The organism is Ferrimonas sp. SCSIO 43195, assembly GCF_023716685.1.
Lineage (GTDB): Bacteria > Pseudomonadota > Gammaproteobacteria > Enterobacterales > Shewanellaceae > Ferrimonas > Ferrimonas kyonanensis.
Genome location: NZ_CP072679.1, coordinates 2288085 through 2312209, shown reverse-complemented (window position 1 = coordinate 2312209; position 24125 = coordinate 2288085). Strand labels below are relative to the sequence as shown.

Annotated in this window: 19 protein-coding genes; 3 read left to right on the top strand and 16 right to left on the bottom strand. The window is 58.1% G+C overall.

Going from position 1 to position 24125, the window contains the following annotated elements:
* Nucleotides 1-45: 45 nt before the first annotated feature.
* On the bottom strand, nucleotides 46-684 hold the full coding sequence (udk, locus tag J8Z22_RS10950) for a uridine kinase (protein WP_028112749.1): 639 nt from the start codon (nucleotides 682-684) through the stop codon (nucleotides 46-48).
* A gap of 64 nt (nucleotides 685-748) precedes the next feature.
* On the bottom strand, nucleotides 749-1861 hold the full coding sequence (gene apbC / locus J8Z22_RS10945; protein WP_028112748.1) for an iron-sulfur cluster carrier protein ApbC: 1113 nt from the start codon (nucleotides 1859-1861) through the stop codon (nucleotides 749-751).
* 157 nt (nucleotides 1862-2018) lie between these two features.
* Here apbC and metG point away from each other — a divergent pair, with 157 nt between their 5' ends.
* The gene (gene metG / locus J8Z22_RS10940; RefSeq protein ID WP_028112747.1) at nucleotides 2019-4073 is read left to right on the top strand and encodes a methionine--tRNA ligase; all 2055 of its coding nucleotides are present in this window, start codon (nucleotides 2019-2021) and stop codon (nucleotides 4071-4073) included.
* Here the strand turns inward: metG and J8Z22_RS10935 are convergent.
* The 14 genes from J8Z22_RS10935 to gyrA form a co-directional block, all read right to left on the bottom strand.
* Entirely contained in the window at nucleotides 4066-4752 is a 687-nt protein-coding gene (locus J8Z22_RS10935) for a hypothetical protein (protein ID WP_252010378.1), read from the bottom strand. The genes metG and J8Z22_RS10935 overlap by 8 nt on opposite strands.
* 169 nt (nucleotides 4753-4921) lie before the next feature.
* A complete protein-coding gene (locus J8Z22_RS10930; RefSeq protein ID WP_252010377.1) occupies nucleotides 4922-6733 on the bottom strand; it encodes a long-chain fatty acid--CoA ligase in 1812 nt (603 codons plus the stop codon).
* Between the two features lie 322 nt (nucleotides 6734-7055).
* Nucleotides 7056-8618: a long-chain-fatty-acid--CoA ligase gene (locus tag J8Z22_RS10925; RefSeq protein WP_252010376.1), complete on the bottom strand. Its 1563-nt coding sequence runs from the start codon at nucleotides 8616-8618 to the stop codon at nucleotides 7056-7058.
* 231 nt (nucleotides 8619-8849) lie between these two features.
* Nucleotides 8850-9704 (bottom strand): 3-keto-5-aminohexanoate cleavage protein, encoded by an 855-nt coding sequence (locus tag J8Z22_RS10920; protein ID WP_252010375.1) that lies wholly within the window; start codon nucleotides 9702-9704, stop codon nucleotides 8850-8852.
* 241 nt (nucleotides 9705-9945) lie between these two features.
* Nucleotides 9946-10644, bottom strand: coding sequence for an orotidine-5'-phosphate decarboxylase (pyrF, locus tag J8Z22_RS10915; RefSeq protein ID WP_028112743.1), 699 nt, complete (start codon nucleotides 10642-10644; stop codon nucleotides 9946-9948).
* Nucleotides 10645-11176: 532 nt separating this feature from the next.
* Nucleotides 11177-12334 (bottom strand): lipopolysaccharide assembly protein LapB, encoded by a 1158-nt coding sequence (lapB, locus tag J8Z22_RS10910; RefSeq protein ID WP_028112742.1) that lies wholly within the window; start codon nucleotides 12332-12334, stop codon nucleotides 11177-11179.
* Entirely contained in the window at nucleotides 12327-12614 is a 288-nt protein-coding gene (locus J8Z22_RS10905; protein ID WP_028112741.1) for a LapA family protein, read from the bottom strand. The genes lapB and J8Z22_RS10905 overlap by 8 nt, the downstream gene beginning before the upstream one ends.
* 142 nt (nucleotides 12615-12756) lie before the next feature.
* On the bottom strand, nucleotides 12757-13044 hold the full coding sequence (gene ihfB / locus J8Z22_RS10900; protein WP_028112740.1) for an integration host factor subunit beta: 288 nt from the start codon (nucleotides 13042-13044) through the stop codon (nucleotides 12757-12759).
* Between the two features lie 66 nt (nucleotides 13045-13110).
* Entirely contained in the window at nucleotides 13111-14778 is a 1668-nt protein-coding gene (gene rpsA / locus J8Z22_RS10895; RefSeq protein ID WP_035415754.1) for a 30S ribosomal protein S1, read from the bottom strand.
* A 120-nt stretch (nucleotides 14779-14898) separates the two neighbouring features.
* Nucleotides 14899-15582 (bottom strand): (d)CMP kinase, encoded by a 684-nt coding sequence (gene cmk, locus J8Z22_RS10890; RefSeq protein WP_028112738.1) that lies wholly within the window; start codon nucleotides 15580-15582, stop codon nucleotides 14899-14901.
* Between the two features lie 248 nt (nucleotides 15583-15830).
* Nucleotides 15831-17111: a 3-phosphoshikimate 1-carboxyvinyltransferase gene (aroA, locus tag J8Z22_RS10885; protein WP_252010374.1), complete on the bottom strand. Its 1281-nt coding sequence runs from the start codon at nucleotides 17109-17111 to the stop codon at nucleotides 15831-15833.
* Nucleotides 17112-17172: 61 nt separating this feature from the next.
* Nucleotides 17173-18249, bottom strand: coding sequence for a histidinol-phosphate transaminase (gene hisC / locus J8Z22_RS10880; protein WP_211227281.1), 1077 nt, complete (start codon nucleotides 18247-18249; stop codon nucleotides 17173-17175).
* Between the two features lie 38 nt (nucleotides 18250-18287).
* Nucleotides 18288-19352 carry a 3-phosphoserine/phosphohydroxythreonine transaminase gene (serC, locus tag J8Z22_RS10875; RefSeq protein WP_252010373.1) on the bottom strand — a complete coding sequence of 355 codons (1065 nt, stop codon included), beginning with the start codon at nucleotides 19350-19352 and terminating at the stop codon, nucleotides 18288-18290.
* Nucleotides 19353-19528: 176 nt separating this feature from the next.
* Nucleotides 19529-22177: a DNA gyrase subunit A gene (gene gyrA, locus J8Z22_RS10870; RefSeq protein ID WP_252010372.1), complete on the bottom strand. Its 2649-nt coding sequence runs from the start codon at nucleotides 22175-22177 to the stop codon at nucleotides 19529-19531.
* Between the two features lie 357 nt (nucleotides 22178-22534).
* Between gyrA and ubiG the strand changes: the two genes are divergently transcribed.
* Together ubiG and J8Z22_RS10860 are read left to right on the top strand one after the other, a co-directional pair.
* The gene (gene ubiG / locus J8Z22_RS10865; RefSeq protein WP_252010371.1) at nucleotides 22535-23272 is read left to right on the top strand and encodes a bifunctional 2-polyprenyl-6-hydroxyphenol methylase/3-demethylubiquinol 3-O-methyltransferase UbiG; all 738 of its coding nucleotides are present in this window, start codon (nucleotides 22535-22537) and stop codon (nucleotides 23270-23272) included.
* Nucleotides 23238-23918: an HAD family hydrolase gene (locus J8Z22_RS10860; protein ID WP_028112732.1), complete on the top strand. Its 681-nt coding sequence runs from the start codon at nucleotides 23238-23240 to the stop codon at nucleotides 23916-23918. The genes ubiG and J8Z22_RS10860 overlap by 35 nt, the downstream gene beginning before the upstream one ends.
* Nucleotides 23919-24125 lie beyond the last annotated feature (207 nt).

Here is a 24125-nt window from a genome sequence, read left to right as displayed (position 1 = left end):
TCCCTTAAACCTTTGGGTACACTTTTATTATTATTGCCGTGACCGTTAACTGGCCAGCTGGCGGATTTTGGCTTTGAGGAAATCAATGGCGATGCGGTTTTTACCACCGCGAGGCACAATGATGTCCGCATGTTGCTTAGAGGGCTCGATAAACTGCATGAACATCGGCCGTACGGTGCGCTGGTACTGCTCCAGCACCGAATCCATGGTCCGGCCCCGTTCCTCAACGTCGCGACGCACCCGGCGCAGCAGACAGATGTCCAGCGGCGTGTCCATGAAGATGGACGCGTGCATGTGCTGGCGCAGGTTCGGGTCGGTCAGCAGCAGAATTCCTTCCAGGATGATCACCTTCTTAGGGGTGACCTGGGTGCTGTCCTGCATTCGGGTGTGTTCGGTGTAGGAGTAGTTCGGTACCTGCACCGACTCGCCGTTACGCAGTGCCGCCAGGTGCTGACACAGCAACTCATGGTCGAGGGCGTTGGGGTGGTCATAGTTGGTTTTGACCCGCTCCTCCATGGACAGGTGACTCTGATCCTTGTAATAACAATCCTCGGTAATCATGGCGATCTGATCGGTGCCCAGATCCTGGCGCAGATCGTCGCAAATGGTTCTGGCGATGAGGCTCTTGCCAGAAGCTGAGGCACCGGCGATGCCGATGATAACGCATTGTTGTTCATTAACCATGATGTGTACTTCAGATAAAAGTGAAAGAAATAATACTAGTGTGAACCATAGGCGCTCAAGGCGCCTACTCGTCGCAAATCTCGATTTCCAGCGCCGTTGGCTCCGACAAGTTCACCAGGGCCGCGGCGGTCTTATGGGCGATCGCCTTGTACTGGGCACTGATGTCGCCGTCGGGATCGGCCACCACGGTGGGGTTGCCGCCGTCCACCGCTTCACGAATCGCCACATTCAGCGGCAGTTCGCCCAACAGCGGTACGTCGTAGCGATCCGCGGTAGCCTGACCGCCGCCGGTGCCAAACGGGTGCTCCTTGCTGCCACACTGACCACAGATGTGGTAGCTCATGTTCTCGACAATGCCCAACACCGGAATGTTGACCTTGTTGAACATGGTGATCCCCTTACGGGCATCGGCGGTGGCAATGTCCTGCGGCGTGGTCACCACCACCGCGCCGGCCACCGGCACTTGCTGAGACAGGGTCAGCTGAATGTCACCGGTGCCCGGTGGCATATCGATGACCAGGTAATCCAGATCCGGCCAATTGGTTTCGTTCAACAGTTGCACCAGCGCCCCGGCCGCCATCGGTCCACGCCAAACGGTGGCCTGATCTTCGGTGACCATAAAGCCAATGGACATGGCTGCCAGGCCATGGGCAAAGGCCGGCTCCATGGTCTTGCCATCGGTGCTGACCGGTTGGAAGTCGTTCACGCCTAACATGATCGGCACGGACGGGCCGTAGATGTCGGCATCCAGCAGTCCCACTCGGGCCCCTTCACTGGCCAGAGCCAGGGCCAGGTTGACAGCGGTGGTGGACTTACCGACGCCGCCCTTACCGGACGACACCGCCACGATGTTCTTCACTCCCTTAACGGCTTCGGCCTGCCCCTCGGCTTGCACCTGAGGCACGCTCAGACCGATCTCGCACTCCACCTCGTCGATCTCGTCGAGTTTGGCCAGGGCATTGGTCAGGGCCATTACCCGCTGGCGGTACTTACTCTGACAGGGATAGGGGTACACCAATCCCAGCTTCAGGCAGCGACCGTCGAGGTCGAGGCTGCGCACCAGACCGGCTTCAACCAGGTTCTGATTCAGGAAAGGATCGATTTGGGTGGAAAGGATGGACAAGACCTTGGCAGACAGGGCCTCGGGCAGCTGATCGTTAATGGGATTCGGATTCACGCTCATGCTCCGTACTGAGAGATTGCGCCAAGTGTACCAGAACTCTCCTCTTTCGCGTGTGCAATATGCAAGCAACAACACACTGGATGGATGAAAATGCGCCGTCTATCGGTTAAACTTGCCGTTCTTCCGTAATTCACTGCATGCAAGAGATAAAATGGCATCTCCACAAAGAAAGATTCTGGTCACCAGCGCCCTCCCCTACGCCAACGGTCCGATTCACCTGGGACACATGTTGGAGTACATCCAAACCGACATCTGGTCTCGTTTCCAGAAACTCAGAGGGCACCACTGTACCTACGTCTGTGCCGACGATGCCCACGGCACCCCGATCATGTTGAAAGCCCAACAACTGGGGATGACCCCGGAACAGATGATCGCCGAGGTGGCCAAGGAGCATCAGGCGGATTTCGCCGAGTTTCAGATTGGCTTCGACAACTACCACTCCACGCACAGTGAAGAGAACCGCGAATTTGCCAGCCTGATCTACACCAGACTGAACGACGCCGGCTACATCAAAACCAACACCATCAGCCAGTTGTATGACCCTGAAAAAGAGATGTTCCTGCCGGATCGTTTCGTCAAGGGCACCTGCCCTAAGTGCGACAGCGACGACCAGAACGGTGACAACTGCGACAACTGCGGTGCCACCTACAGCCCGACGGATCTGAAAAACCCCAAATCCGTGGTCTCCGGTGCCACCCCGGTACTGCGTGATTCCGAACACTTCTTCTTCGACCTGCCGGCCTTCAAAGAGATGCTGCAGGCCTGGACCCGTTCCGGTTCGCTGCAGGAAGAGATGGCCAACAAGCTGCAGGAGTGGTTTGAGCAGGGTCTGCAGAAATGGGACATCAGCCGCGACAAGCCCTACTTCGGCTTTGACATTCCGGGCACCAACGGCGAGAAGTTCTTCTACGTCTGGCTGGATGCCCCCATCGGCTACATGGGCTCGTTCAAGAACCTGTGTGACCAGCGCGATGACCTGAATTTCGATGACTACTTCAAGGCCGACTCCGACGCCGAGCTGTACCACTTCATCGGTAAAGACATCATCTACTTCCACAGCCTGTTCTGGCCTGCGATGCTGGACGGCGCCGGATTCCGTAAACCCACCAGCGTTTACGCCCACGGCTACGTCACCGTTAACGGTGCCAAGATGTCCAAGTCCCGCGGCACCTTCATCAAGGCCCGCACCTACCTGGATCACCTCAACCCCGAGTACCTGCGTTACTACTACGCCGCCAAGCTCAACAACCGCATCGATGACCTGGATCTGAACTTGGACGACTTCACCCAGCGAGTGAACTCCGACGTGGTCGGCAAGCTGGTGAACATCGCCTCCCGTACCGCCGGCTTCATCAGCAAACGCTTCGACGGCAAGCTGTCCGAACAGATCGATGCCCCTGAGCTGCTGGCCGAGTTCCAGGCCGCCCAGGACAGCATCGCCGACTGCTACGAAGGCCGCGAGTTCAGCCGCGCCATGCGCGAAATCATGGCGCTGGCAGACAAGGCCAACGGCTACATCGCCGACATGGCACCGTGGCAGCTGGTGAAACAGGACGGCCAGGAAGACAAGGCGCATCAAGTCTGCTCCATGGGCATTCACCTGTTCCGCATTCTGATGACCTACCTCAAGCCGGTATTGCCGCAGATGGCCAGCGACGTCGAGGCCTTCCTCGGCAGCGAGCTGACCTGGGATGGCATCACCACCACCCTCACCGGTCACGGCATTAACAAGTTTAAGCCGCTGATTCAGCGTGTAGAGAGCGACAAAGTGGCGGCCATGGTCGATGCCTCTAAAGAGAACCTGGTGGTGGAAGCGCCCAAGGCACAAGCCGCCGAAGCCGAGGGTGACAACGACGAGCTGGCCAAAGATCCCATCGCCGACACCGTCAGCTTTGACGATTTCATGAAGGTGGATCTGCGGGTCGCCCGCATCGCCAAAGCCGAACACGTCGAGAAAGCCAAGAAACTGCTGAAACTGCAGCTGGATCTGGGCGGAGAAACCAAGCAGGTATTTGCCGGCATCAAGTCAGCCTACGCTCCGGAAGATCTCGAAGGTCGACTGACGGTAATGGTGGCCAACCTGGCGCCCCGCGAAATGAAGTTCGGCGTTTCCGAAGGCATGGTCCTGGCCGCCGGCCCGGGTAAGGATGAACTCTACATCCTGTCGCCGGACTCCGGTGCCAAGCCCGGCATGCGCATCAAGTAAGCCGAGTCTCCTCAAGCCCCGCCACCGTGCGGGGCTTTTTAATGGCACTCGCCTCGGCCGGTTGCAGCGCCATGGCCGCCATTCTGGCACTGAAATAGAGCCAGGTGACCGCCCCAATGAACTTGAACCCCTCCTCCACCACCTGCACATGGTCATAAGCCATTGGCAGCCGATGCTGAATCAGATCGGTGACGATGGACAGCGCCAGCAGACCACCGGCCAGCACAAAGGCAAAGCCCTGACTGGACACGATGGTGCGAAAGTGACGCGCCACCAACGCCAACGCAAACAGGGCGTAGGCCAGATAGCAGATCTTCTGATTGATGTAGCGGTCGTGAATCATAAAGAAATCGTCGATGGCCAACATCGATGACAACGCCGCCATCAACAGCAACAATTCAGTGTAGCGACGCCCCTGGCCACACCACAGGGCAAACAGGGTGATGGCGGTGGCCGATACCCAGACCCAGGTACCGATGTTAGATAAAAAGCCCAGGAAACTGGACTGACCGCTCTGCTGAGCCGGATCCCGCAGTATCTGCATCAGTTCAAATCCGGACGCGGACAGGGTCATCAGCGACAAGGCATAAAACAGCAGAGCAGGAACACAGGCGTACAACAGGCAAGACAACGCTCGATCACGGCGCAGCAGCAGCGAGAGAATCTGTTTTGGGGGCATGGTCACTCATCCACAACTCAAGCAGTGCGGCATCCCGGCCTTAACAGTTTGAAACGACGTTCCCAAAATGACGCCTTGAGTATGTCCGCAGCTTCGGGGTTTCGCCAATTCAAAGTAAAAAAAAGCCCCCGCCGGTTGTCACCGGCGGGGGCGTTGTCTCAAGCCGTGATCAATGCTTACGGTGGTACATCGCCTCGATCTCTTTGGCAAACACCTCGCTAATCACCTTACGGCGCAGCTTCAGGGTAGGCGTCAGCTCGCCCTTATCCATGCTGAACGGCCGCGGCAACAGGCAGATCTGTTTAACCCGCTCGTAGCGGGCCAGATCGGTCTGCAGGGCGTCGATGCGCTGCTGGATCTCCGCTTGCGCCTCGGGCAGGCTCACCAGTTCATGATCGCTGCCAAAAGACAGCCCCTGGGCGGTGGCCCACTCGGTGAGCAGCTCGAAGTTAGGCACAATCAGCGCCGACACGAAGTTGCGGCTGTCGGCAATGATCGCCACCTGCTCCACCATGGGTTCCAGGGTCACCACGCCCTCGACCCGCTGCGGCGCAATGTACTTGCCGTTGGACGTTTTCATCAGCTCTTTGATGCGATCGGTAATGTGCAAGAAGCCGTCGTTGTCGAGGTAGCCGGCATCGCCGGTCTTGTACCAGCCATCCACAAACGCCGCCTTGGTGTCCTCTGGGCGATTGTAATAGCCCGCCATCACGGTGTCGGCTTTTACCAGCACCTCATCGTTCTCACCGATGCGCAGCTGCAGATCCGGCAGTGGCAGCCCCACCCCGGAGGTGGCGATGCGATCCAGGCGGTTGCAGGTGGCGGTGGCGGTGGTTTCGGTGGCGCCGTAACCGGCCAGTACCGGAATGCCGATGTGCTGGAAGAAGGCGTTGACCTTATCATCCAACCGCGCCCCGCCGGCCGACATAAACTTCAGGTTGCCCCCCAGAGCCTCGCGCAGTTTGCTCAGCACCAACTTATCAGCCAGGCGCAGGTACCAGGCTGAGATGCTGGCGCGCTTGCGTCCGGCCTGATCGGCCTGGAACTGACGTCGGCCCTGGCGCAGCGACCAGGCGAAGATCAACCGTTTGTGCCAAGGTGCACTCTGCACCTTCCCCATTACCGCACCGTGCACCTTTTCAAACAGGCGCGGTACTGCGCACATCACTTCGGGTTTGACCTCCACCAGCGCCTGCTGTACCGCCGCCGGGTCGTTGAGGTAGGCATTACAGCCACCGCAGCACAGAATGTACAGGCTCCAGCCTCGCTCATAGACGTGGGACAGAGGCAGGAACGACAGCGACAGGGTACCGGGCTTCACCGGCACCACCAGCTGGTGCTGCTGCACCAGCGCGGCAAAGTTGCGGTGATTGAGCATTACCCCTTTCGGTTCGCCAGTGGTGCCTGAGGTATAGATCAGGGTAAACAGCTCCTCCAACTCCGGGTTCTGCTGCAGGGTACGCAGGGTATTGAGGTGCTGCAGATGGGCATCGGTAAACAGCTCGGACAGAGTCAGGACCTTGAGCGAAGTGGCGGCGGGATCCACCTCGATGGCGTCGCTCATGGCCACAACCGTGGTCAGGGTTGGGCAATCGGCCGCCACCGCCAGGGCTTTGTGGTACTGCTCCTGATCCCCCACAAACAAAATGCTGATGCCGGCATCGTTGACGATGTAGCCGGTCTGCTCTTCGGTGTTGGTGGAGTAGATCGGCACGCTGACGGCCCGCAGTTGCAGCAGCGCCAGATCCGTTTGCACCCAGGCCAGACTGTTGGCACTGAAGATGCCGATGCGATCCTGAATCCCCACCCCCAGTTCCAGCAGAGAACACGCCAGTTGATTGACCTGTTTGGCCAGCTCGGACCAGGTCAGGGTCCGCCACTGGGCCTGATGCTGATATTGCAGTACCGGCTCGTTGGGTCGCTCGGCAATCTGTTTCTGGATCAGGCGGGATAAGTGAAAAGGATTCAATGAAGTAGGCATAATCTGTCCCATTTGGTGAGTACAGGAATGCTAAGTAATGTCGGCGCCGAAGCCCACCCCATCTGGACCGAGAACCGATCCAGATCACATTCGAGCCGGTCAATTGCTGCCATCGCACACAATATGGCCGCCATCGGCGGCGTCGCTGCGCAATCGGCATAAGCGCTGACCAACACAGAACCTCTGGCCAGCGCGGTCCAAACACGGCAATCGAGGCCGGTTCGGCGCGGTCTGCGGCGGCAAGCCAACCTGGTCGAGGCGCCGACACAACCCTGCCCTCAGGATCATCACCGACGGCATCACAGCCGCGCCCGGGCCAGGCTCAGTTCACTCGGCGTCGATGCCCCTGCCAGTACGGTGCACGCAGATCCGCTTTTCGCAATTTGCCGGCACCGGTCATGGGAAAGGGATCGCTTCGAAACTCCACCGAGCGGGGCGACTTATAGTGCGCAATCTGCTGCTGACAGAAGGCGATCAGCGCCGCTTCCGACACCGTCTGGCCGTCCTGCAGCCGAACGATGGCGTGAACCTGTTCCCCCCACTGCTCACTGGGAATGCCTATCACCACCACTTCGCTGACGGCGTCGTGGCGGGACAAGGCACTCTCCACCTCCGCCGAATAGACGTTTTCCCCGCCGGTGACAATCATATCTTTAACCCTATCCACCAGGAACAGGAAGCCGTCTTGATCCAGGTATCCGGCGTCCCCGGTAAGAATCCAGCCGTCGATCATCACCGCCTCGCTCTCTGTGGGCTTATTCCAGTAGCCCATCATGGTGTTGCCACCGCGAACCCGCACCTCACCCACCGTCCCCACCGCGCAAGGGCGATGCAGCGGATCCACCACCTCCACCTCGACACAGACACCGGCCCGTCCGGCGGAGCGGATTTTACCCGCCTTTGGGCCCTCCAGTACGTGGTACTCCGAAGGCAAAATGGTGGCGATGGGCGCCAGTTCAGTCTGGCCGTAGGCCTGCATAAAGGCCACCTTGGGCATCTGCGCCATCGCCTGGCGCAGGGTGCCTTCCGGCATGGGTGAGGCGCCATAGACGACCGATTGCAGGCTGCTGATGTCGGCACCCTGCAACTCGCCACTGCTCAGCAACATGGTGATCATGGTTGGCACCAACAGGGTGTGGGTGATTTGGTGTGCGGCGATGGCCGCCACCAGCGGCTGGCAGGCAAAGGCCGGAATGAACACCTGGGTGGCACCGCAGATGGTGCTGGCATAGGACATGGCGATGTCGGCGGCATGAAACATCGGCGCCGCATGCAGGTACCTCATTCCGGGTTGATTCATCTCCAATCCCAGCGCCGCAGACACGCTCGAAACCCACAGGTTATTGTGCGACAGCATCACCCCCTTGGGGAAACCGGTGGTGCCACCGGTGTAATAGATCCCCGCCAACTGCTCTTTGCCTTGGCACTGGTCGTCGATGGCCGATGTGGTTGCCAGGGCCTGTTCGCTGTTGATCATTCCCGCCGGTGTAGCCTTGTCACCGATGTACAGGCAGGTATGCAGAGCGTCCACCTGATGGCGGACCTGCTCTGCCGCAGCGGCAAAGGTATCGTCCACCACCAGCACGGCGGCGCCGGAGTCTTGCAGCGAATAGACGTTCTCCTTTATCGACCAGCGAATGTTAAGCGGTACCAACACCGCCCCCGCCCAGGCGACGGCAAAGAAATACTCGTAATAGCGATCGCTGTTCAGCGCCAGTACCGCCACCCGGTCGCCTTCTGACACGCCGCTGGCCTGCAGCACCGCCGCCAGGCGGGCCACCCGTTGCTGCAACTGCTGCCAACTGTGGTGACGATCACCGCAAATTGTCGCCGTCCCATTCGGCTGAATCTGCGCCGCTCGCTTGATCATCTGGGTTAATTGCATCCTTGTCTCCATAGTCGAATGCCACGGGACGGAAACGTAACCGCTACGGCTAAAGTCGGCCTATTCCCCTCCGAGGTCGATGTCCATTTGCTATTGCCATGATCGGCCCGAGGCGGGGTAAAACGGCGCCCCATTGCCCCGGCGGTTACCTTGACTCCTAAACGGCGCCTACCTTGCCAGCGCCTCGCGTTCTGCACTGTGTACCCGTCGATGCTGTGGCTGGGCCCCTACTCACAGGAACAGCGCCCGAGCCTCGTCCGGCGACGCCACCTGCCGCCCCGCCTGCTCCGCGAGCCCGGCCATGGCGGCAATCAAATCGCCATTGCCCCTGGCCCGTTCGCCACTGGGCAGATAGAAGGTATCCTCCAGACCGGTTCGAAGCTGTCCGCCCATCTCTGCCGTGGCGCGGTGAACGTCCCAGATCTCCTGGCGACCAATCACCGTCGACTGCCACAAGGCACCGGGTTTCATGTACTTATGCAGCAGTGGCAACAATTCGGCATCGGCGGGCATTCCCGACGCCACCCCCAGCACCAGATTGTAGTTGGCGCTATCGATCATGCCCACGTCTTCAAACATCCCCACCGAGCGGACAATGCCCAGATCGAAACACTCGAACTCGGGCCGAACCTGATGCTGCTGACACACCTCGAGCAGTTCCTCGATCTTTTCCACCGGGTTTTCAAACACCATCGGCGCCCAGGCCCAGCGGCCATCACGACGGGTTTTGAGGTAGTTGAGGCTACCGGCGTTACAAGCGGCGATCTCAGGCCGGCCGGCACGGATGCACGCCAAAGGCCCCCGCTGATCGCGGCTGATGGTACCGGTGGAGAAGTTCAGAATCACCCCTGGACAGGCCTGGCGAATGGCGTCGGCGATGGCACAGGCCACCTCGGGTTCCCAGCTTGGCAGGTGACCTTTTCCCGGCTCCTGGCGCCGAAAATGGATGTGCATAACACTGGCCCCCGCTTCAAACGCCTGGCGGGCTTCCTCGGCCATCTCATTCACCGTCACCGGCACCGGGTGCTGGCCGGGATCGGTCAGCACCCCGGTGAGGGCGCAGGTAATCACTACCTTGTCGGACATGACACGTCTCCTTGTTAATTGCCCCCAAGATACCAAGCGCTTGCTTGGGAGCGCAAGTGCTGTTCACCCATCGAAGCGTCAACGGCCTCATCCTCCCTGTCAGTGGTGGCCGCCTTAGTGATGACCGGACATCTCATCGGCAAGGGTTACCACCGGTTTGGAACCGCGAAGCGGGCTGGTCGCACTAAACCGGCACAAAAAAAGGGAGCCCTTAGGCTCCCTCTTTCGGGGTTCGCTACCCTCAGTTCAAGCTGGCATTAATCGCCAACAGGGCCTGGCCGGGATCCGCAGACTGGGTAATGGGACGACCAATCACCAGGTAATCACTGCCGGCGGCAACCGCTTTAGCCGGCGTCATCACCCGTTTTTGATCCCCTTTGTCGCTGCCCTCGGGGCGAATGCCCGGGGTCACCAAGCAAAACGCCTGCCCCAGCTCCGCCTTCAGGCGCGTCGCTTCCTGAGCCGAGCACACGACGCCATCCAGGCCACTGGCTTTGGCCAGTTTAGCCAGCGCCAGCACATGCTCCTCGGCGCTGCGGTTGACCCCCAGTTCAGCCAGTTCAGACTCCTCCATGCTGGTCAGCATGGTCACGGCAATCAGCAGCGGTGCTTTATCGCCATAGGGGGCCAGTGCCTCGGCGGCGGCACGCATCATGCGGCTGCCTCCGGCGGCATGCACATTCACCATCCACACCCCCAGCTCGGCGGCGGCGGTCACCGCTTTGGCCACCGTATTGGGAATGTCGTGAAACTTAAGGTCCAGAAATACGTCGAAGCCGCGCTCAACCAACTGGCTGACAAACTGCGGACCAAAGGAGGTAAACAGCTCTTTACCCACTTTTAGCCGGCACTGTTCGGCGTCAATGCTGTCTACAAACGCCAATGCGTCGTCGATGTTATTAAAATCCAGAGCAACGAGTACCTTAGGGTTCACTTGCATCAATGTCTCCAGGTTGTAGGGTAATAGTTATTGGTATTAGGGGCTGTTGAGCTTTGCTGATGAGAATTTGGCCGAGTATGACGGCAGCCAATTAAGGCGTTCGATCGTAGGCATAGTGGTTCTACGTCAAGATCGAATAACGCAGATTGGCTGTCGTCAGGCCGGCCCCGTAGGGCGCGACGAAACTCTTCTAACACACTCTCACCTTAAGCAATCTCTGAGCGCCTAGGTTTTGCAGCACGCAAACCTTGGCGCAAAAATATTCAGTAACGTTCAACAGGCCCTGGGGCGTGTTTATCTTTGGTGTTTAGAATTTGGCCAAGGATGACGGCAACCAATCAAGAAGTTCGATTGTAGGCATAGTGGTTCTACGTCAAAATCGAACGACGTCGAGTGGTTGTCGTCAGTCCGGCCCCGTAGGGCGCTCATATCAGCTAAATTTCTAGCTCATTTAGAGCGAACACCCAACATCCTGATACAACAATGGTCAGATGCTGCGCAATAATAATCAGCAAAGTTTAACACGCCCCGTTCATTCGCCGTCCAAACCGCGAATGCGCTTGCCTTCGCCCCAGCTTTTGCAGGAGGGACAGTGCCAGTACAGGCTGTGTGAAGGAAAGCCGCAGCGGTGACAGCGGTAGATGGGGCGCAGTTTAATCTGGGCTTCCACCAGCTTCGACAGCAGGTCTACCCGCTCCCGCCCCTGGCCCAGTTGCAGCTGGTCCAGTTGCAGCTTCATCAGGTGATGAAAACCTCGCATGGTGGGCTGGCGCTTCAGTTGATCCAGCAGCAACGCCTCCGCCTCCTGCGGGCCGACGTTTTCGGCGGTGCGATCCACCAACTTCAGCAGGCAACTGACGTTACCATCGCGCTCCAAAATGGAGTGCAGCAACGTCATAAATTGATCGTCCAAATCAAGGGCGGCGTAGATCGCCTCCGCCTGGTCCAGCACTTCCGGCATCATCTCCGGCGCGGTAGCGGCAATCTGGTTCACTACTTTCAGCGCCCCGGCGGTATCCTGCTCCTTAAGCAGCGGCACCTTGGCAATCATCGCCCGCACACAGTGGCTGTCCGTCGACAGCGCCTTGTCCAGCAACTTACACTGCTCAGCAGTATCGCTGGCCAGCTGGGCCAATTCGCAGTAGTAGTGGGCAACGATGGGCTTGAGCTCCTTGCGGCTGACCCGGCCAAACTTGCGGGCCACCTTGATCGCCTTCCACCACTCCTTGGTGGCCTGGTAGATGTGCAGCAACTGACGCTCGGCGTCTTCGCTGTGATCCGGCTCTTTGATCAGCTTCAGGAACAGGTCCTCGGCGCGGTCGTACAGTCCGGCGGCCAGGTAGTCTTTACCCAACTCCATCATGGCGGCGTCACGCTGCTCCGGCAATAGGTGCGGCCGGGCGATGAGGTTTTGATGAATGCGGATGGAGCGGTCGACCTCACCGCGTTTGCGGAACAGGTTGCCGAGGGACAGGTGGGTTTCAAAGGTCTCTTCGTCCACCTGCAACAGCTCGATGAACAGATCCACCGCCTTGTCCGGTTGATCCGACAACAGGAAGTTCAGGCCTTCGAAATAGTTTTTGGAAAATACCTGAGCTTTCTTACGCTCTGACTGACCAGCACTGCGCTGGCCCATGTACCAGCCATACGCGGCGGCAATGGGCAACAGAAGAAATACCAGTTCAAGCATCAGTATCGATAGACTCTAGCTCAGCAAGGCGCTTTTCCAGCTGTTGGTTCTTGGCGGTCATTCGGTTGAGCTTGAAACGCTGCCGCACCATCAGCAACATGGTGATCAGCCAACTGACCAAAAAGCCACCGAAGAAGGTCACCGCCATAACCATCGGCAGAGAAAACTCACCGCGGGCAATGAAGTAGTTCAGTGTCACCAGCTGATCGTTACGGGCGCCAAAGGCCATAGCAACCAGAAAAAAAACAGCCACCAAGGCAGTGATAAGCAAGGCTTTCACAATGGCTCCTTTAGAGCGTCATGGAATTAGAAAGATTATCTAATAAAAAGAAATATATGACCAGCACGATCTGGTCTCGCCCCGGCAGGGACGATTACGGCAGATACAAAAAGCCCTCGCAGATGCGAGGGCTTTCAATCAATCAACCTAGGTTACTGTTTACGCGTTCGCGTAACTCCTTACCCGGTTTGAAATGAGGTACGTACTTGCCAGTCAGCTCAACCGCATCCCCAGTTTTGGGGTTACGGCCAGTCCGTGGAGCCCGATAATGGAGAGAAAAGCTCCCGAAGCCGCGAATCTCAATGCGATCGCCTTGCTCCAGGGTGGTTGCCATCTGCTCCAGCATCTCTTTAATTGCACCTTCCACTTCTTTTCCGGATAGGTGCGACTGTTTACTGGCCAATCTTTCGATAAGTTCGGATTTCGTCATCCTCGCTCTCCTACAAGCCAATTACAGTCGCCTAATGGGGAGACGCGCTCCCCATACAACAGGCGATTATTGTTTAGCAGCTTTGAACGCTTCTGCCATAGCGCTGGAGAAGGTAGCTTCTTCACGCTGGTTCAGAGTGTCAATCGCTTCCTTCTCGTCAGCTTCGTCTTTCGCGCGGATAGACAGGCTAACGGTACGGTTCTTGCGGTCAACGCCCATGAACTTGGCTTCAACTTCTTCACCGGCATTCAGCACGGTAGATGCGTCTTCGATGCGATCGCGAGAGATATCAGCTACACGGATGTAACCTTCAACGCTCTCACCCAGCTCTACGGTTGCGCCTTTGGCGTCAACTGCAGTGATGGTACCAGTAACAATAGCACCTTTTTTGTTATCAGACAGGTACTTGTTAAACGGATCTTCTTCGATCTGCTTAACGCCCAGGCTGATACGCTCGCGCTCAGGATCAACAGACAGTACAACTGCAGAGATCTCTTCGCCTTTCTTGTAGTCGCGAACAGCTTCTTCACCAGCTACGTTCCAGGAGATGTCGGACAGGTGAACCAGACCGTCGATGCCGCCTTCCAGACCGATGAAGATACCGAAGTCAGTGATAGACTTAATCTTACCGGTAACTTTGTCGTTCTTGTTGAAGTTGGCTGCGAACTCATCCCATGGGTTAGCTTTACACTGCTTCAGACCCAGGGAGATGCGGCGACGCTCTTCGTCGATGTCCAGAACCATAACTTCCACGTTGTCACCCAGGCTAACAACCTTGGATGGGTGGATGTTCTTGTTGGTCCAATCCATTTCAGAAACGTGTACCAGACCTTCAACGCCTTCTTCGATTTCAACGAAGCAACCGTAGTCAGTCAGGTTGGTTACGCGACCAGTCAGCTTAGTGCCTTCTGGGTAGCGACCAGCGATAGCAACCCATGGATCTTCACCCAGCTGCTTCAGGCCCAGAGATACGCGAGTACGCTCACGATCGAACTTCAGAACCTTAACGTTGATTTCGTCACCAACGTTTACGATTTCACTTGGGTGCTTAACGCGCTTCCAAGCCATATCGGTGATGTGCAGCAGGCCGTCAACGCCGCCCAGATCTACGAACGCGCCGTAGTCGGTCAGGTTCTTAACGATACCTTTAACTTCTTGACCTTCCTGCAGGTTAGCCAGAAGCTGTTCACGCTCAACGCTGTTTTCAGATTCGATAACCGCACGACGGGAAACAACAACGTTGTTGCGCTTCTGGTCCAGCTTGATTACCTTGAATTCCAGCTCTTTGCCTTCCAGGTGAGTGGTGTCACGTACTGGACGTACGTCAACCAGAGAACCTGGCAGGAACGCACGGATGCCTTCCAGTTCAACAGTGAAGCCGCCTTTAACTTTACCGTTAATGATACCGGTAACAGTTTCTTCGTCTTCGTAAGCCTTCTCAAGACGCAGCCAAGCTTCGTGACGCTTCGCTTTCTCACGAGACAGTTGAGTTTCACCGAAGCCGTCTTCTACGGCATCCAGAGCTACGTCAACAGATTCGCCAACGCTGATTTCCAGCTCGCCTTTGGCGTTCTTGAACTGCTCGGCTGGGATAGCGGACTCAGATTTCAGGCCAGCGTCAACCAGAACGATGCCGTTCTCGATAGCAACAACGGTACCTTTAACGATGGCACCAGGACGAGTTTCCAGATCCTTTAGGGATTCTTCAAACAGTTGAGCAAAAGATTCAGTCATGTTTAAGTTAATTTCATTAGTCATCCATGGCCATCCTGGACATGGGGTAGTTGTCTAAAGCCTGCCTCATCCGTGAAGCTGGCACCTCTTAGCCAGAATTAGCTAAGTTTTTCAAAGCCATTATTGGCCAAGTTTTTCAACGACAAAGCGTAATGCATGATCAACAACTTGATCAATAGTCAGCTCTGTCGTGTCAATAAGTAACGCATCTTCGGCGGGCTTCATGGGAGCCACCTTACGGTTGGCATCGCGCTCATCGCGCTCACGTATCTCCGCCAAAAGGCGGTCAATACTACCACCTAAGCCTTTCTCCTTCAACTGTAAGTACCTACGGCGCGCACGCTCTTCGGCACTGGCAGTCATATAAAGCTTAGCGTCTGCATCGGGGAACACCACTGTTCCCATGTCGCGGCCATCGGCAATCAGCCCTGGGGCCACCCGAAACGCGCGCTGGCGACGCAATAACGCCTCCCGTACCCGAGGAAACGCGGCCACTTTTGACGCGGCATTGGCGCACTCCTGAGTGCGGATCTCGCGGCTGACGACCTCGCCTTCCAGCACCACCTTGATGCCACCGTTGTCGTCCGGGCTGAACACCACATCCAGGTGCGCCGCAGTCAGGGCCAGGCCCTCTTCATTGTCGAGTTCAATATTGTGATGCAGTGCGGCCAGCGCCAACACCCGATAGATGGCGCCGGAGTCCAGCAAGTGCCAGCCCAGTTTCTCTGCCAGCAGATGGCACACCGTGCCTTTGCCTACGCCGCTTGGTCCATCAATGGTAATCACAGGGGCCTGTCCAGGCATGGTACTCTCCAATTGTCGTTCTATTCGGTCGCTTCACGAAACCGGCTCCGCGAAAGCGCGCCTATTATACAGATTCCCCAGCTAAAGTAAGCCTTTATAGAAACGGGATCCGGGCCGCTGCCACAGCAATACCAGAACAGTGATCCAGGCTGGCGTTGCCTTAAAGCGCCACCGCTGCCCGGCAGCCACGGCAGGTAATAGAGTGTAGTCAAGGGAGCCGGCGACTGCGGCTCCCTAATTGGAGGTAACTACTGGCTCACCGACGCCAGGCGTTCGAAGTAATCGGGGAAGGTCTTGGCAGTACAGCCGGGATCCAGAATGGTCACGCTCTGCCCCCCCACCGCCAACATCGAGAAGCACATGGCGATGCGATGGTCGTTGTAGGTCTCGATGTCGGCGTGACGCAATTCGGCCGCCGGCTCGATGCGAATGTAGTCTTCGCCCTCCTCCACCACCGCGCCCACTTTGCGCAGCTCGGTGGCCATGGCGGTCAGGCGGTCGGTCTCCTTGACCCGCCAGTTGTAGATGTTGCGGATGGTGGTGGGGCCGTTGGCAAACAGGGCCGTGGTGGCGATGGTCATGGCCGCATCCGGGATGGCGTTCATGTCCATGTCCACGCCGTTGAGGTCGCCCTTGCTACAACGAATGAAATCCTTACCCCACTCCACCCTGGCGCCCATGGCTTTCAGTACGTCGGCAAAATGCTTGTCCCCCTGCAGGCTGTCGGTACCGACGCCTCGCACCTCGATGCTGCCGCCGCCGATGGCCGCCGCTGCCAGGAAGTAGGATGCCGAGCTGGCATCGCCTTCGACCAGGTAATCCCCCGGACTGACGTAGTGCTGGTCGGCGGCGATCACAAACTCACGATAGTCACGGTTTTCCACCGTCACCCCAAAGCGGGCCATCATCCCCAGGGTGATGTCGATGTAGGGCTTAGACACCAGCTCGCCCTTAACCTCGATGGTCAGATCACTGCCGAGCAGCGGAGCCACCATCAACAGCGCGGTTAAAAACTGCGACGAGATGGAGCCATCGATGCTAACCCGGCCACCGCTCAGGTCGCCGGCGCTGATCTTCAGCGGTGGATAGCCGGGGTTTTCCAGGTACTCGATGTTGGCGCCCAGGGGCTGCAGCGCCTCAATCAGGTGACCGATGGGCCGCTCCTTCATCCGCGGTTCGCCGGTCAGCACGAATTCGCCGCTGCCGATGGCCAGCGCCGCCGCCAACGGCCTCATGGCGGTACCGGCGTTACCCAGATACAGCTCCGCCACCTGTCCCCGTGCCAATCGGCCTCCCAGGCCCTCGACTTCGATGGTGGCCTGCTGTTTGCAATAGTCATAGCTCACGCCCAGTTGATCCAGGGCGGTCAACATATGACGGATATCGTCGGAGTCCAGCAGGTTGGTTAACCGGGTGCGGCCGCTGGCAATGGTGGCCAACAGCAAGGCGCGGTTTGAAATGCTCTTGGACCCGGGCAGCTGAATCACTCCCCCGACACGTGAAATTGGCTCTAGGCGTAACTGCTCCATGACTCTTCTTCCCCACAATAAAAAGGGGCCGCAGCGGCCCCTTTTCAAACGTTCAATTCATTTAGGCCAGTATCTCATCCAACGCGTCCATAAATCGGGAGTTTTCAGACTCCAGACCGATGCTGACACGCAGGTGAGAAGGCATACCATACCCCGCAATGGGGCGCACTATCACCCCTTTTTTCAGCAGAGCCTCATAAATCTCGCCGGCGGCGCCCACTTCGATGGTAATGAAGTTGGCGACACTGGGAATGTAACGAATGCCGCGCTGGTCAAAATAACCTTGCAACCGAGCCATCTCACGCTCATTGAGGGCGATGCCTGCGGCCAGGTATTCGCCGTCATCCAGCACCGCCTCGGCCGCCGCCAGGGCCAGCGAGTTGTTATTGAACGGCTCCCGCACCCGGTTCAACAGATCGGTGATGGCGCTGGACGCCACCAGGTAGCCGACCCGCAGTCCGGCCAGACCGTAGGCCTTAGAGAAGGTACGACTGACCATCAGGTTAGGATACTGGGCCAGCCAACCGATGCTGTCGGCGCGCTGGTCGGCCTTCAGATACTCGTAATAGGCCTCATCCAACACCACCAGCACCCGCTCCGGCACTCGGGCCATAAACTCAGCCAGCTGCTGCGGCGCCAGGAAGGTCCCGGTCGGATTGTTGGGGTTGGCGATGCAAATCAGCTTGGTGCGCTCGGTAATCGCCGCCAGCATCGCCTCCAGATCGTGGCCCCACTCTTTGGCCGCGGTCTTGACGGCGGTGGCGCCGCAGGACTGGGTCAGCAACTGATAGACGATAAAGGCATGGGCATCGAAGATCACCTCATCTTCGGCGCCGACGAAGGTGCGGAACAGAATCTCCAGCACCTCATTGGAACCGTTGCCCAGGGTGATCTGGTCACTGCTGCAGTGAAGTTTTTGCGCCAGCTTCTGTTTCAGGTAGAACCCATTGGCATCCGGGTAACGGCACAACTCGGCGGTGGCGGCCTCGATGGCCTGACGCGCCTTGGGGCTCAGGCCCAACGGGTTCTCATTGGACGCCAGCTTGACGATGTCGCCAATCCCCAGTTCCCGCTCCAGCTCCTCGGTGGGCTTGCCTGGCTGATAGGGCATCAGGCCATCCACACCGGGGTTGGCCATAGATAATAGATCAAGTGACAAAACGTTCTCCCTTGTAGTTATCGGTTGTCGCTTTCAAACTGCTTCATAAAGTCGACCAGGGCCTGGACGCCCTCCAGTGGCATGGCATTGTAGATGCTGGCCCGCATACCGCCCACACTGCGGTGCCCTTTCAACGCCATCAATCCGGCCTGCTCCGCCTGGGCAAGAAACGCGCCGTCCAGGCTGGCATCGGTCAATTGGAAAGGTACATTCATCTCACTGCGATGGCTCGGCTGAACCCGGTTTTGGTAGAAGCCGCTGCTGTCAATAAAATCATACAGCAGGGCTGCCTTGGCCCGGTTCACCTCGGCCATGGCGTCGACACCGCCCTGGTGCTGCAGCCACTTGAACACCTCTCCGGCCAGGTACCAGGCAAACGTTGGCGGGGTGTTGTACATAGAACCGTTGTTATCCAGCAACCGGTAGTTGAGGATCGACGGCAACTGCGGCTGCCCCTCACCGAGCAAGTCCCGGCGCACGATCACGATCGCCAGCCCCGCCGGACCGATGTTTTTCTGGGCGCCGGCGTAGATCAGGCCGTATTTATTGACGTCGATGTGGCGCCCGAGAATGCAGGAGGAGTAATCGGCGATCAGCGGCTTATCGGTGACCGGCTCTTCGAACATCGCCACCCCGTCTACGGTTTCATTGGGGCAATAATGCAGGTACTCGCCCTCGCCGGCCTGGCTGAGACGGCTCAGATCCAGGCCAGTGCCGTCGCGCAGGTCAATGGCGTTGACGCTGGCGTACTTGGCCGCTTCTTTGGCCGCCCCGGCAGACCACTGGCCACTGATGAGGTAATCCACCTTGGCACCGGCAGCCACCAGGTTCTGGGGAATGGCAGAGAAATGAGCCCGGGCACCGCCATGGGTAAACAACACCGCGTAGTCGTCGCCGATGTTCATCAACTGGCGCAGGTTGGCCTCGGCGGCTTCGGCCACCGCCATAAAGGAGGACGAACGGTGACTGAGCTCCATAACCGATACCCCCAACCCCTGAAAATCCAGCAACTCGGCCTGAGCCTTGGCCATCACATCAGTGGGTAACATCGCCGGACCGGCGCAGAAGTTGTATACGGTCATTGTTCTCAATCCCTAACTGCTAAAACAGCCATTTAACACCAACATGGACGCCAGCGCGATGAAAAATAATCGATAACCCCATAACCGCCAGCCACAGCGCCACCTTTTGGGTGCCGCGGGCATAAAAAAACGGACGCCGAAGCGTCCGTTATCAGGTCGAAAACCCCAGCAGGAAGTTACTCCTCGCCGGCGTCCTCGTCCGCTTCACCGGCGTCAGCCTGAGGCTGGGCCTCGGCGTCGGCAGCCACCTCGGCGCCCTCGCCTTCGACGGCGGTGTCGTCGACCAGAGTCTCTTCTTCTTCGATCTCGTCGATGCGCTGCAGACCCACTACCTGCTCTCCCTCCTGGGTGCGGATAATGGTCACGCCTTGGGTGTTGCGGCCAACCTGAGACACCTCATGCACCCGGGTGCGCACCAGGGTGCCACCGTCGGTGATCAGCATGATCTCGTCGTTTTCAGTCACCTGAACCGCGCCCACTACCGGGCCGTTGCGCTCACTGACCTTAATGGAGATCACGCCCTTGGTGGCGCGGCCCTTAACCGGATACTCGACTTCGTCGGTACGCTTACCGTAGCCGTTCTGAGTCACGGTCAGGATGGCACCGTCGCCACGAGGCACGATCATCGACACCACCCGATCGACGTCATCCAGGCTGATGCCCCGAACCCCGATGGAGTTGCGACCGACAGAACGCACGTTGGTCTCATTGAAACGCACCACCTTACCGGCGTCGGAGAACAGCATGATCTCGTCGTCACCGTTAGTGATATCAACGCCAATCAGCTCGTCGCCGTCGTTGAGGTTGATGGCACGAATACCGGAAGACAGCGGACGGCTGTAGGCGTCCAGGGCGGTCTTCTTGATGATGCCCTTGGCGGTGGCAAAGGCGATGAACTTGGTCGGATCGTATTCACGAACCGGCAGAATCGCCTGAATCACTTCGCCGTCATCCAGCGGCAGCAGGTTGACGATCGGCTTGCCACGGGCGGTGCGGCTGGCCAGCGGCAACTGGAACACCCGCATCCAGTACACCTTACCGGCGTTGGAGAAGCACAAGATGGTGTCGTGCGTGTTGGCTACCAGCAGACGCTCGATGAAGTCTTCATCCTTCATCTTCGCCGCCGCCTTGCCTTTACCGCCACGACGCTGGGCTTCGTATTCGCTCAGCGGCTGGTACTTAACGTAACCGGCGTGAGACAGGGTCACCACCACGTCTTCTTCGGTGATCAGGTCTTCCAGAGAGATGTCGGCAGAAGCGGCGGAGATCTCGGTGCGACGCTCGTCGCCGTACTCGGCCTTGATCGCCTCCAGCTCTTCACGAATCACTTCCATCAGACGCTCTGGGCTGGCCAGGATCAGCATCAGCTCGGCAATCTCTTCCAGCAGCTGGCGGTACTCGTCGAGAATGTTCTCGTGCTCCAGGCCGGTCAGCTTCTGCAGACGCAGATCCAGAATCGCCCTCGCCTGCTGCTCGGTCAGGTAGTACTGGCCATCGCGGATACCAAACTCGGGGGTCAGCCAATCCGGACGGGCGGCGTCATCGCCGGCCTTCTCCAGCATCGACGCCACGTTACCGAGATCCCAACCGCGGGACAGCAATGCTTCGCGAGCTTCTGCCGGTGTCGGCGAGTTACGAATCAGTTCGATGACCGGATCGATGTTGGCCAGAGAGATGGCCAGGCCTTCGAGGATGTGGGCCCGCTCGCGAGCTTTGCGCAGTTCGAACACGGTGCGACGGGTCACCACTTCGCGACGGTGAGTCACGAAGGCTTCCAGCGTCTCTTTCAGGTTGAACACCTTAGGCTGGTTGTTGCCCAGTGCCACCATGTTGATGCCGAACACCGTCTGCATCTGAGTCTGAGCGTACAGGTTGTTCAGCACCACTTCCGGTACTTCACCGCGCTTCAGCTCGATCACCACCCGCATGCCGTCTTTATCGGACTCATCACGCAGGCCGCTGATCCCTTCCAGCTTCTTATCTTTCACCAGCTCGGCGATCTTCTCGATCAACCGCGCTTTGTTCACCTGGTACGGCAGTTCATCGACGATGATGGACTCTTTACCGGTGCTGCTGGTCTCGACATTGGTCTTGGCACGAACGTAGATCTTACCGCGACCGGTCTTATAAGCATCGATGATGCCCTTACGACCGTTAATGATGCCGCCGGTGGGGAAATCCGGACCGGGAATCAACTCCAGCAACTCTTCAAAGGTGACATCGCTGTTGTCGATGTACGCCAGACAGCCGTTGATCACTTCGGTCAGGTTGTGAGGCGGAATGTTGGTGGCCATGCCCACGGCAATACCACTGGAGCCGTTAACCAGCAGGTTCGGCACCCGGGTCGGCATCACTTCAGGAATCTGCTCGGTGCCATCGTAGTTAGGCACGTAGTCGACGGTTTCCTTATCCAGGTCCGCCAGCAGTTCATGGGCCACTTTGGCCATGCGGATTTCGGTATAACGCATCGCCGCGGCGGAGTCGCCATCGACGGAACCGAAGTTACCCTGACCATCGACAAGGGTATAACGTAACGAGAACGGTTGCGCCATACGTACGATGGTGTCGTACACGGCACTGTCACCATGAGGGTGGTACTTACCGATCACGTCGCCCACGATACGGGCGGATTTTTTATAGGGTTTGTTCCAGTCGTTGCTCAAACCGTTCATCGCAAACAGGGTGCGACGGTGTACAGGCTTAAGACCATCCCGGACGTCGGGCAAGGCACGCCCGACGATCACGCTCATGGCATAATCGAGGTAGGAGCTTTTCAGTTCCTCTTCGATATTAATCGGCGTGATTTCGTTAGCCAGATCAGTCATAGACAGATGTTGTCCCTAAATAGCGCCCTGAAACCTCGGTTCCAGTCGCCCCGGCCAAGCCGGTAAAAACGGTGATTGAACATTTTAACACAGTCAAAGCGATTGGAAAGTGGCGTTTCTTATCCTGATAAACAACAACTTATAAGTGGCCATTTTTCACTCAAACTGGCGGTCTCCAAAGAGTGAATGACGCAATTTTAACCAGGAGTTTTGACATTTTCTGGCCGCTTTAGTGGTTTTCTCTTCAACCCCTGTCGGCGTATACTGGACCCACTCAATCGGTTCTGTGGTAGCAGCGAGGTGCTTCGGCACACAATCTCACCAGAACCCCTGCAGGCAAGATAAAAAGGACAGAGAATGCAGCAGTCGAACGTTGATCCCGTTGAAGTCGGCAAATTTGAAAAACTGGCGACCACCTGGTGGGATCCGCAAGGTCATTCCAAACCCCTGCATCAACTCAACCCCCTGCGCGCCGGTTACATCGAGCGACACGCCGACGGCTTGTACGGCAAACAGGTGCTGGATGTGGGCTGTGGTGGCGGTCTGCTGACCGAGGCCATGGCCAAGGCCGGTGCCCAGGCCACCGGTTTGGACATGGGTGAGGAGCCGGTAGAGGTGGCGCGCCTGCACGCGCTGGAAAGCGAACTGGATATCAACTACCAGTTATGCACCGCCGAAGCCCATGCCGAGCATAAAGCCGGTCACTACGAGGTGGTGACCTGCATGGAGATGCTGGAACACGTTCCTGATCCGGAGTCGGTGATTCGCGCCTGTGCCGCCATGGTCAAACCCGGCGGCCACCTGTATCTGTCCACCATCAACAAGACACCACTGGCTTACCTGACCACCATCGTTGGCGCCGAGCACATCGTTAAGATCCTGCCCAAGGGCACCCACGATTATAAAAAGTTCCTGCGACCGTCACAGCTGATCCGCTGGTGCGAACAAGCGGGACTGCGGGTCACTCACGCCGACGGCGTGCTCTACAACCCCCTGACCGAAACCTTTAAATTGTCCAACCGGATGGACATCAACTACATGATTCACGCGGTGAAACCAGATGAAAACCAAGGAAGTGAAAGCCCTACTCTTTGATCTCGACGGCACCCTGCTGGATACCGCTTTGGATCTTGGCCAGGCCGCCAATGTGGCCCTGGCCCAGTTTGGTTACCCCGGCCTCAGCCGGGAGCAGGCCTACCTGTACACCAGCCATGGCAGCCGCGGGCTGCTGAAGGCAGCCTTGGGAGAGGACACCTTCGAGCGCACCGATATCACGCCGTTGCGTGAGGTCTTGCTGGCCGCCTACGCCGACAACATCAGCGAGCACACTCGCCCCTACGACGGCATCGAACGGATGCTGAGTCTGCTGGCGCAGTTGCAGTTGCCCTGGGGCATTGTCACCAACAAGCCGGAAGGCCTGGCCAGGCAGTTGCTGCAACAGCAGCCGAGCATGGCCGCCAGCGTCAGCCTGGTGGGCGGTGACACCCTGCCGGTATCCAAGCCGCACCCGGCGCCGCTGCTGAAGGCGGCGGACGAGATGGGGGTAGCCCCGGAGCAGATCCTGTATGTGGGCGACGCCGAACGGGACATGGTGGCCGCCAACCACGCCGGCATGATCAGCGTCGCCGCCCTGTGGGGCTACATCAGTCCCGAAGACCGGGCCCACGAATGGCCCGCCAGCCATCGTTGCGATCGACCCGACGATCTGTTTGATCTGGTCCGTGATCTGGCTCAAAAATAGCCACACAAACCGGCGCTGGAAATTTTTTTCCGGTGCCTTTTTTTTGTCGAAAAAGGGGTTGCTTTTCTGTCAGCGCAATGCTGGTGCAGGTTCCACGAAGCTGACCTTTTTTCGGGTACGCTTATTCACACAGTTACCCACAATTTGCTCACATTCGAGGGCCTTGCGCAATCCCCAAAACCGGCTTATCTTGTAGAACATCCCATT

Excerpts from the sequence above, each read along its gene's own strand:
- J8Z22_RS10935 (WP_252010378.1), bottom strand. The coding sequence starts at position 4,752 with ATGCCCCCAAAACAGATTCTCTCGCTGCTGCTGCGCCGTGATCGAGCG.
- gyrA (WP_252010372.1), bottom strand. The coding sequence starts at position 22,177 with ATGACTGATCTGGCTAACGAAATCACGCCGATTAATATCGAAGAGGAA.
- hisC (WP_211227281.1), bottom strand. The coding sequence starts at position 18,249 with ATGGCCAACCCCGGTGTGGATGGCCTGATGCCCTATCAGCCAGGCAAG.
- aroA (WP_252010374.1), bottom strand. The coding sequence starts at position 17,111 with ATGGAGCAGTTACGCCTAGAGCCAATTTCACGTGTCGGGGGAGTGATT.
- cmk (WP_028112738.1), bottom strand. The coding sequence starts at position 15,582 with ATGCCTGGACAGGCCCCTGTGATTACCATTGATGGACCAAGCGGCGTA.
- J8Z22_RS10930 (WP_252010377.1), bottom strand. The coding sequence starts at position 6,733 with ATGCCTACTTCATTGAATCCTTTTCACTTATCCCGCCTGATCCAGAAA.
- J8Z22_RS10860 (WP_028112732.1), top strand. The coding sequence starts at position 23,238 with ATGAAAACCAAGGAAGTGAAAGCCCTACTCTTTGATCTCGACGGCACC.
- rpsA (WP_035415754.1), bottom strand. The coding sequence starts at position 14,778 with ATGACTGAATCTTTTGCTCAACTGTTTGAAGAATCCCTAAAGGATCTG.
- lapB (WP_028112742.1), bottom strand. The coding sequence starts at position 12,334 with ATGCTTGAACTGGTATTTCTTCTGTTGCCCATTGCCGCCGCGTATGGC.
- ubiG (WP_252010371.1), top strand. The coding sequence starts at position 22,535 with ATGCAGCAGTCGAACGTTGATCCCGTTGAAGTCGGCAAATTTGAAAAA.
- udk (WP_028112749.1), bottom strand. The coding sequence starts at position 684 with ATGGTTAATGAACAACAATGCGTTATCATCGGCATCGCCGGTGCCTCA.
- serC (WP_252010373.1), bottom strand. The coding sequence starts at position 19,352 with ATGACCGTATACAACTTCTGCGCCGGTCCGGCGATGTTACCCACTGAT.
- pyrF (WP_028112743.1), bottom strand. The coding sequence starts at position 10,644 with ATGCAAGTGAACCCTAAGGTACTCGTTGCTCTGGATTTTAATAACATC.
- J8Z22_RS10920 (WP_252010375.1), bottom strand. The coding sequence starts at position 9,704 with ATGTCCGACAAGGTAGTGATTACCTGCGCCCTCACCGGGGTGCTGACC.
- metG (WP_028112747.1), top strand. The coding sequence starts at position 2,019 with ATGGCATCTCCACAAAGAAAGATTCTGGTCACCAGCGCCCTCCCCTAC.
- ihfB (WP_028112740.1), bottom strand. The coding sequence starts at position 13,044 with ATGACGAAATCCGAACTTATCGAAAGATTGGCCAGTAAACAGTCGCAC.
- J8Z22_RS10925 (WP_252010376.1), bottom strand. The coding sequence starts at position 8,618 with ATGCAATTAACCCAGATGATCAAGCGAGCGGCGCAGATTCAGCCGAAT.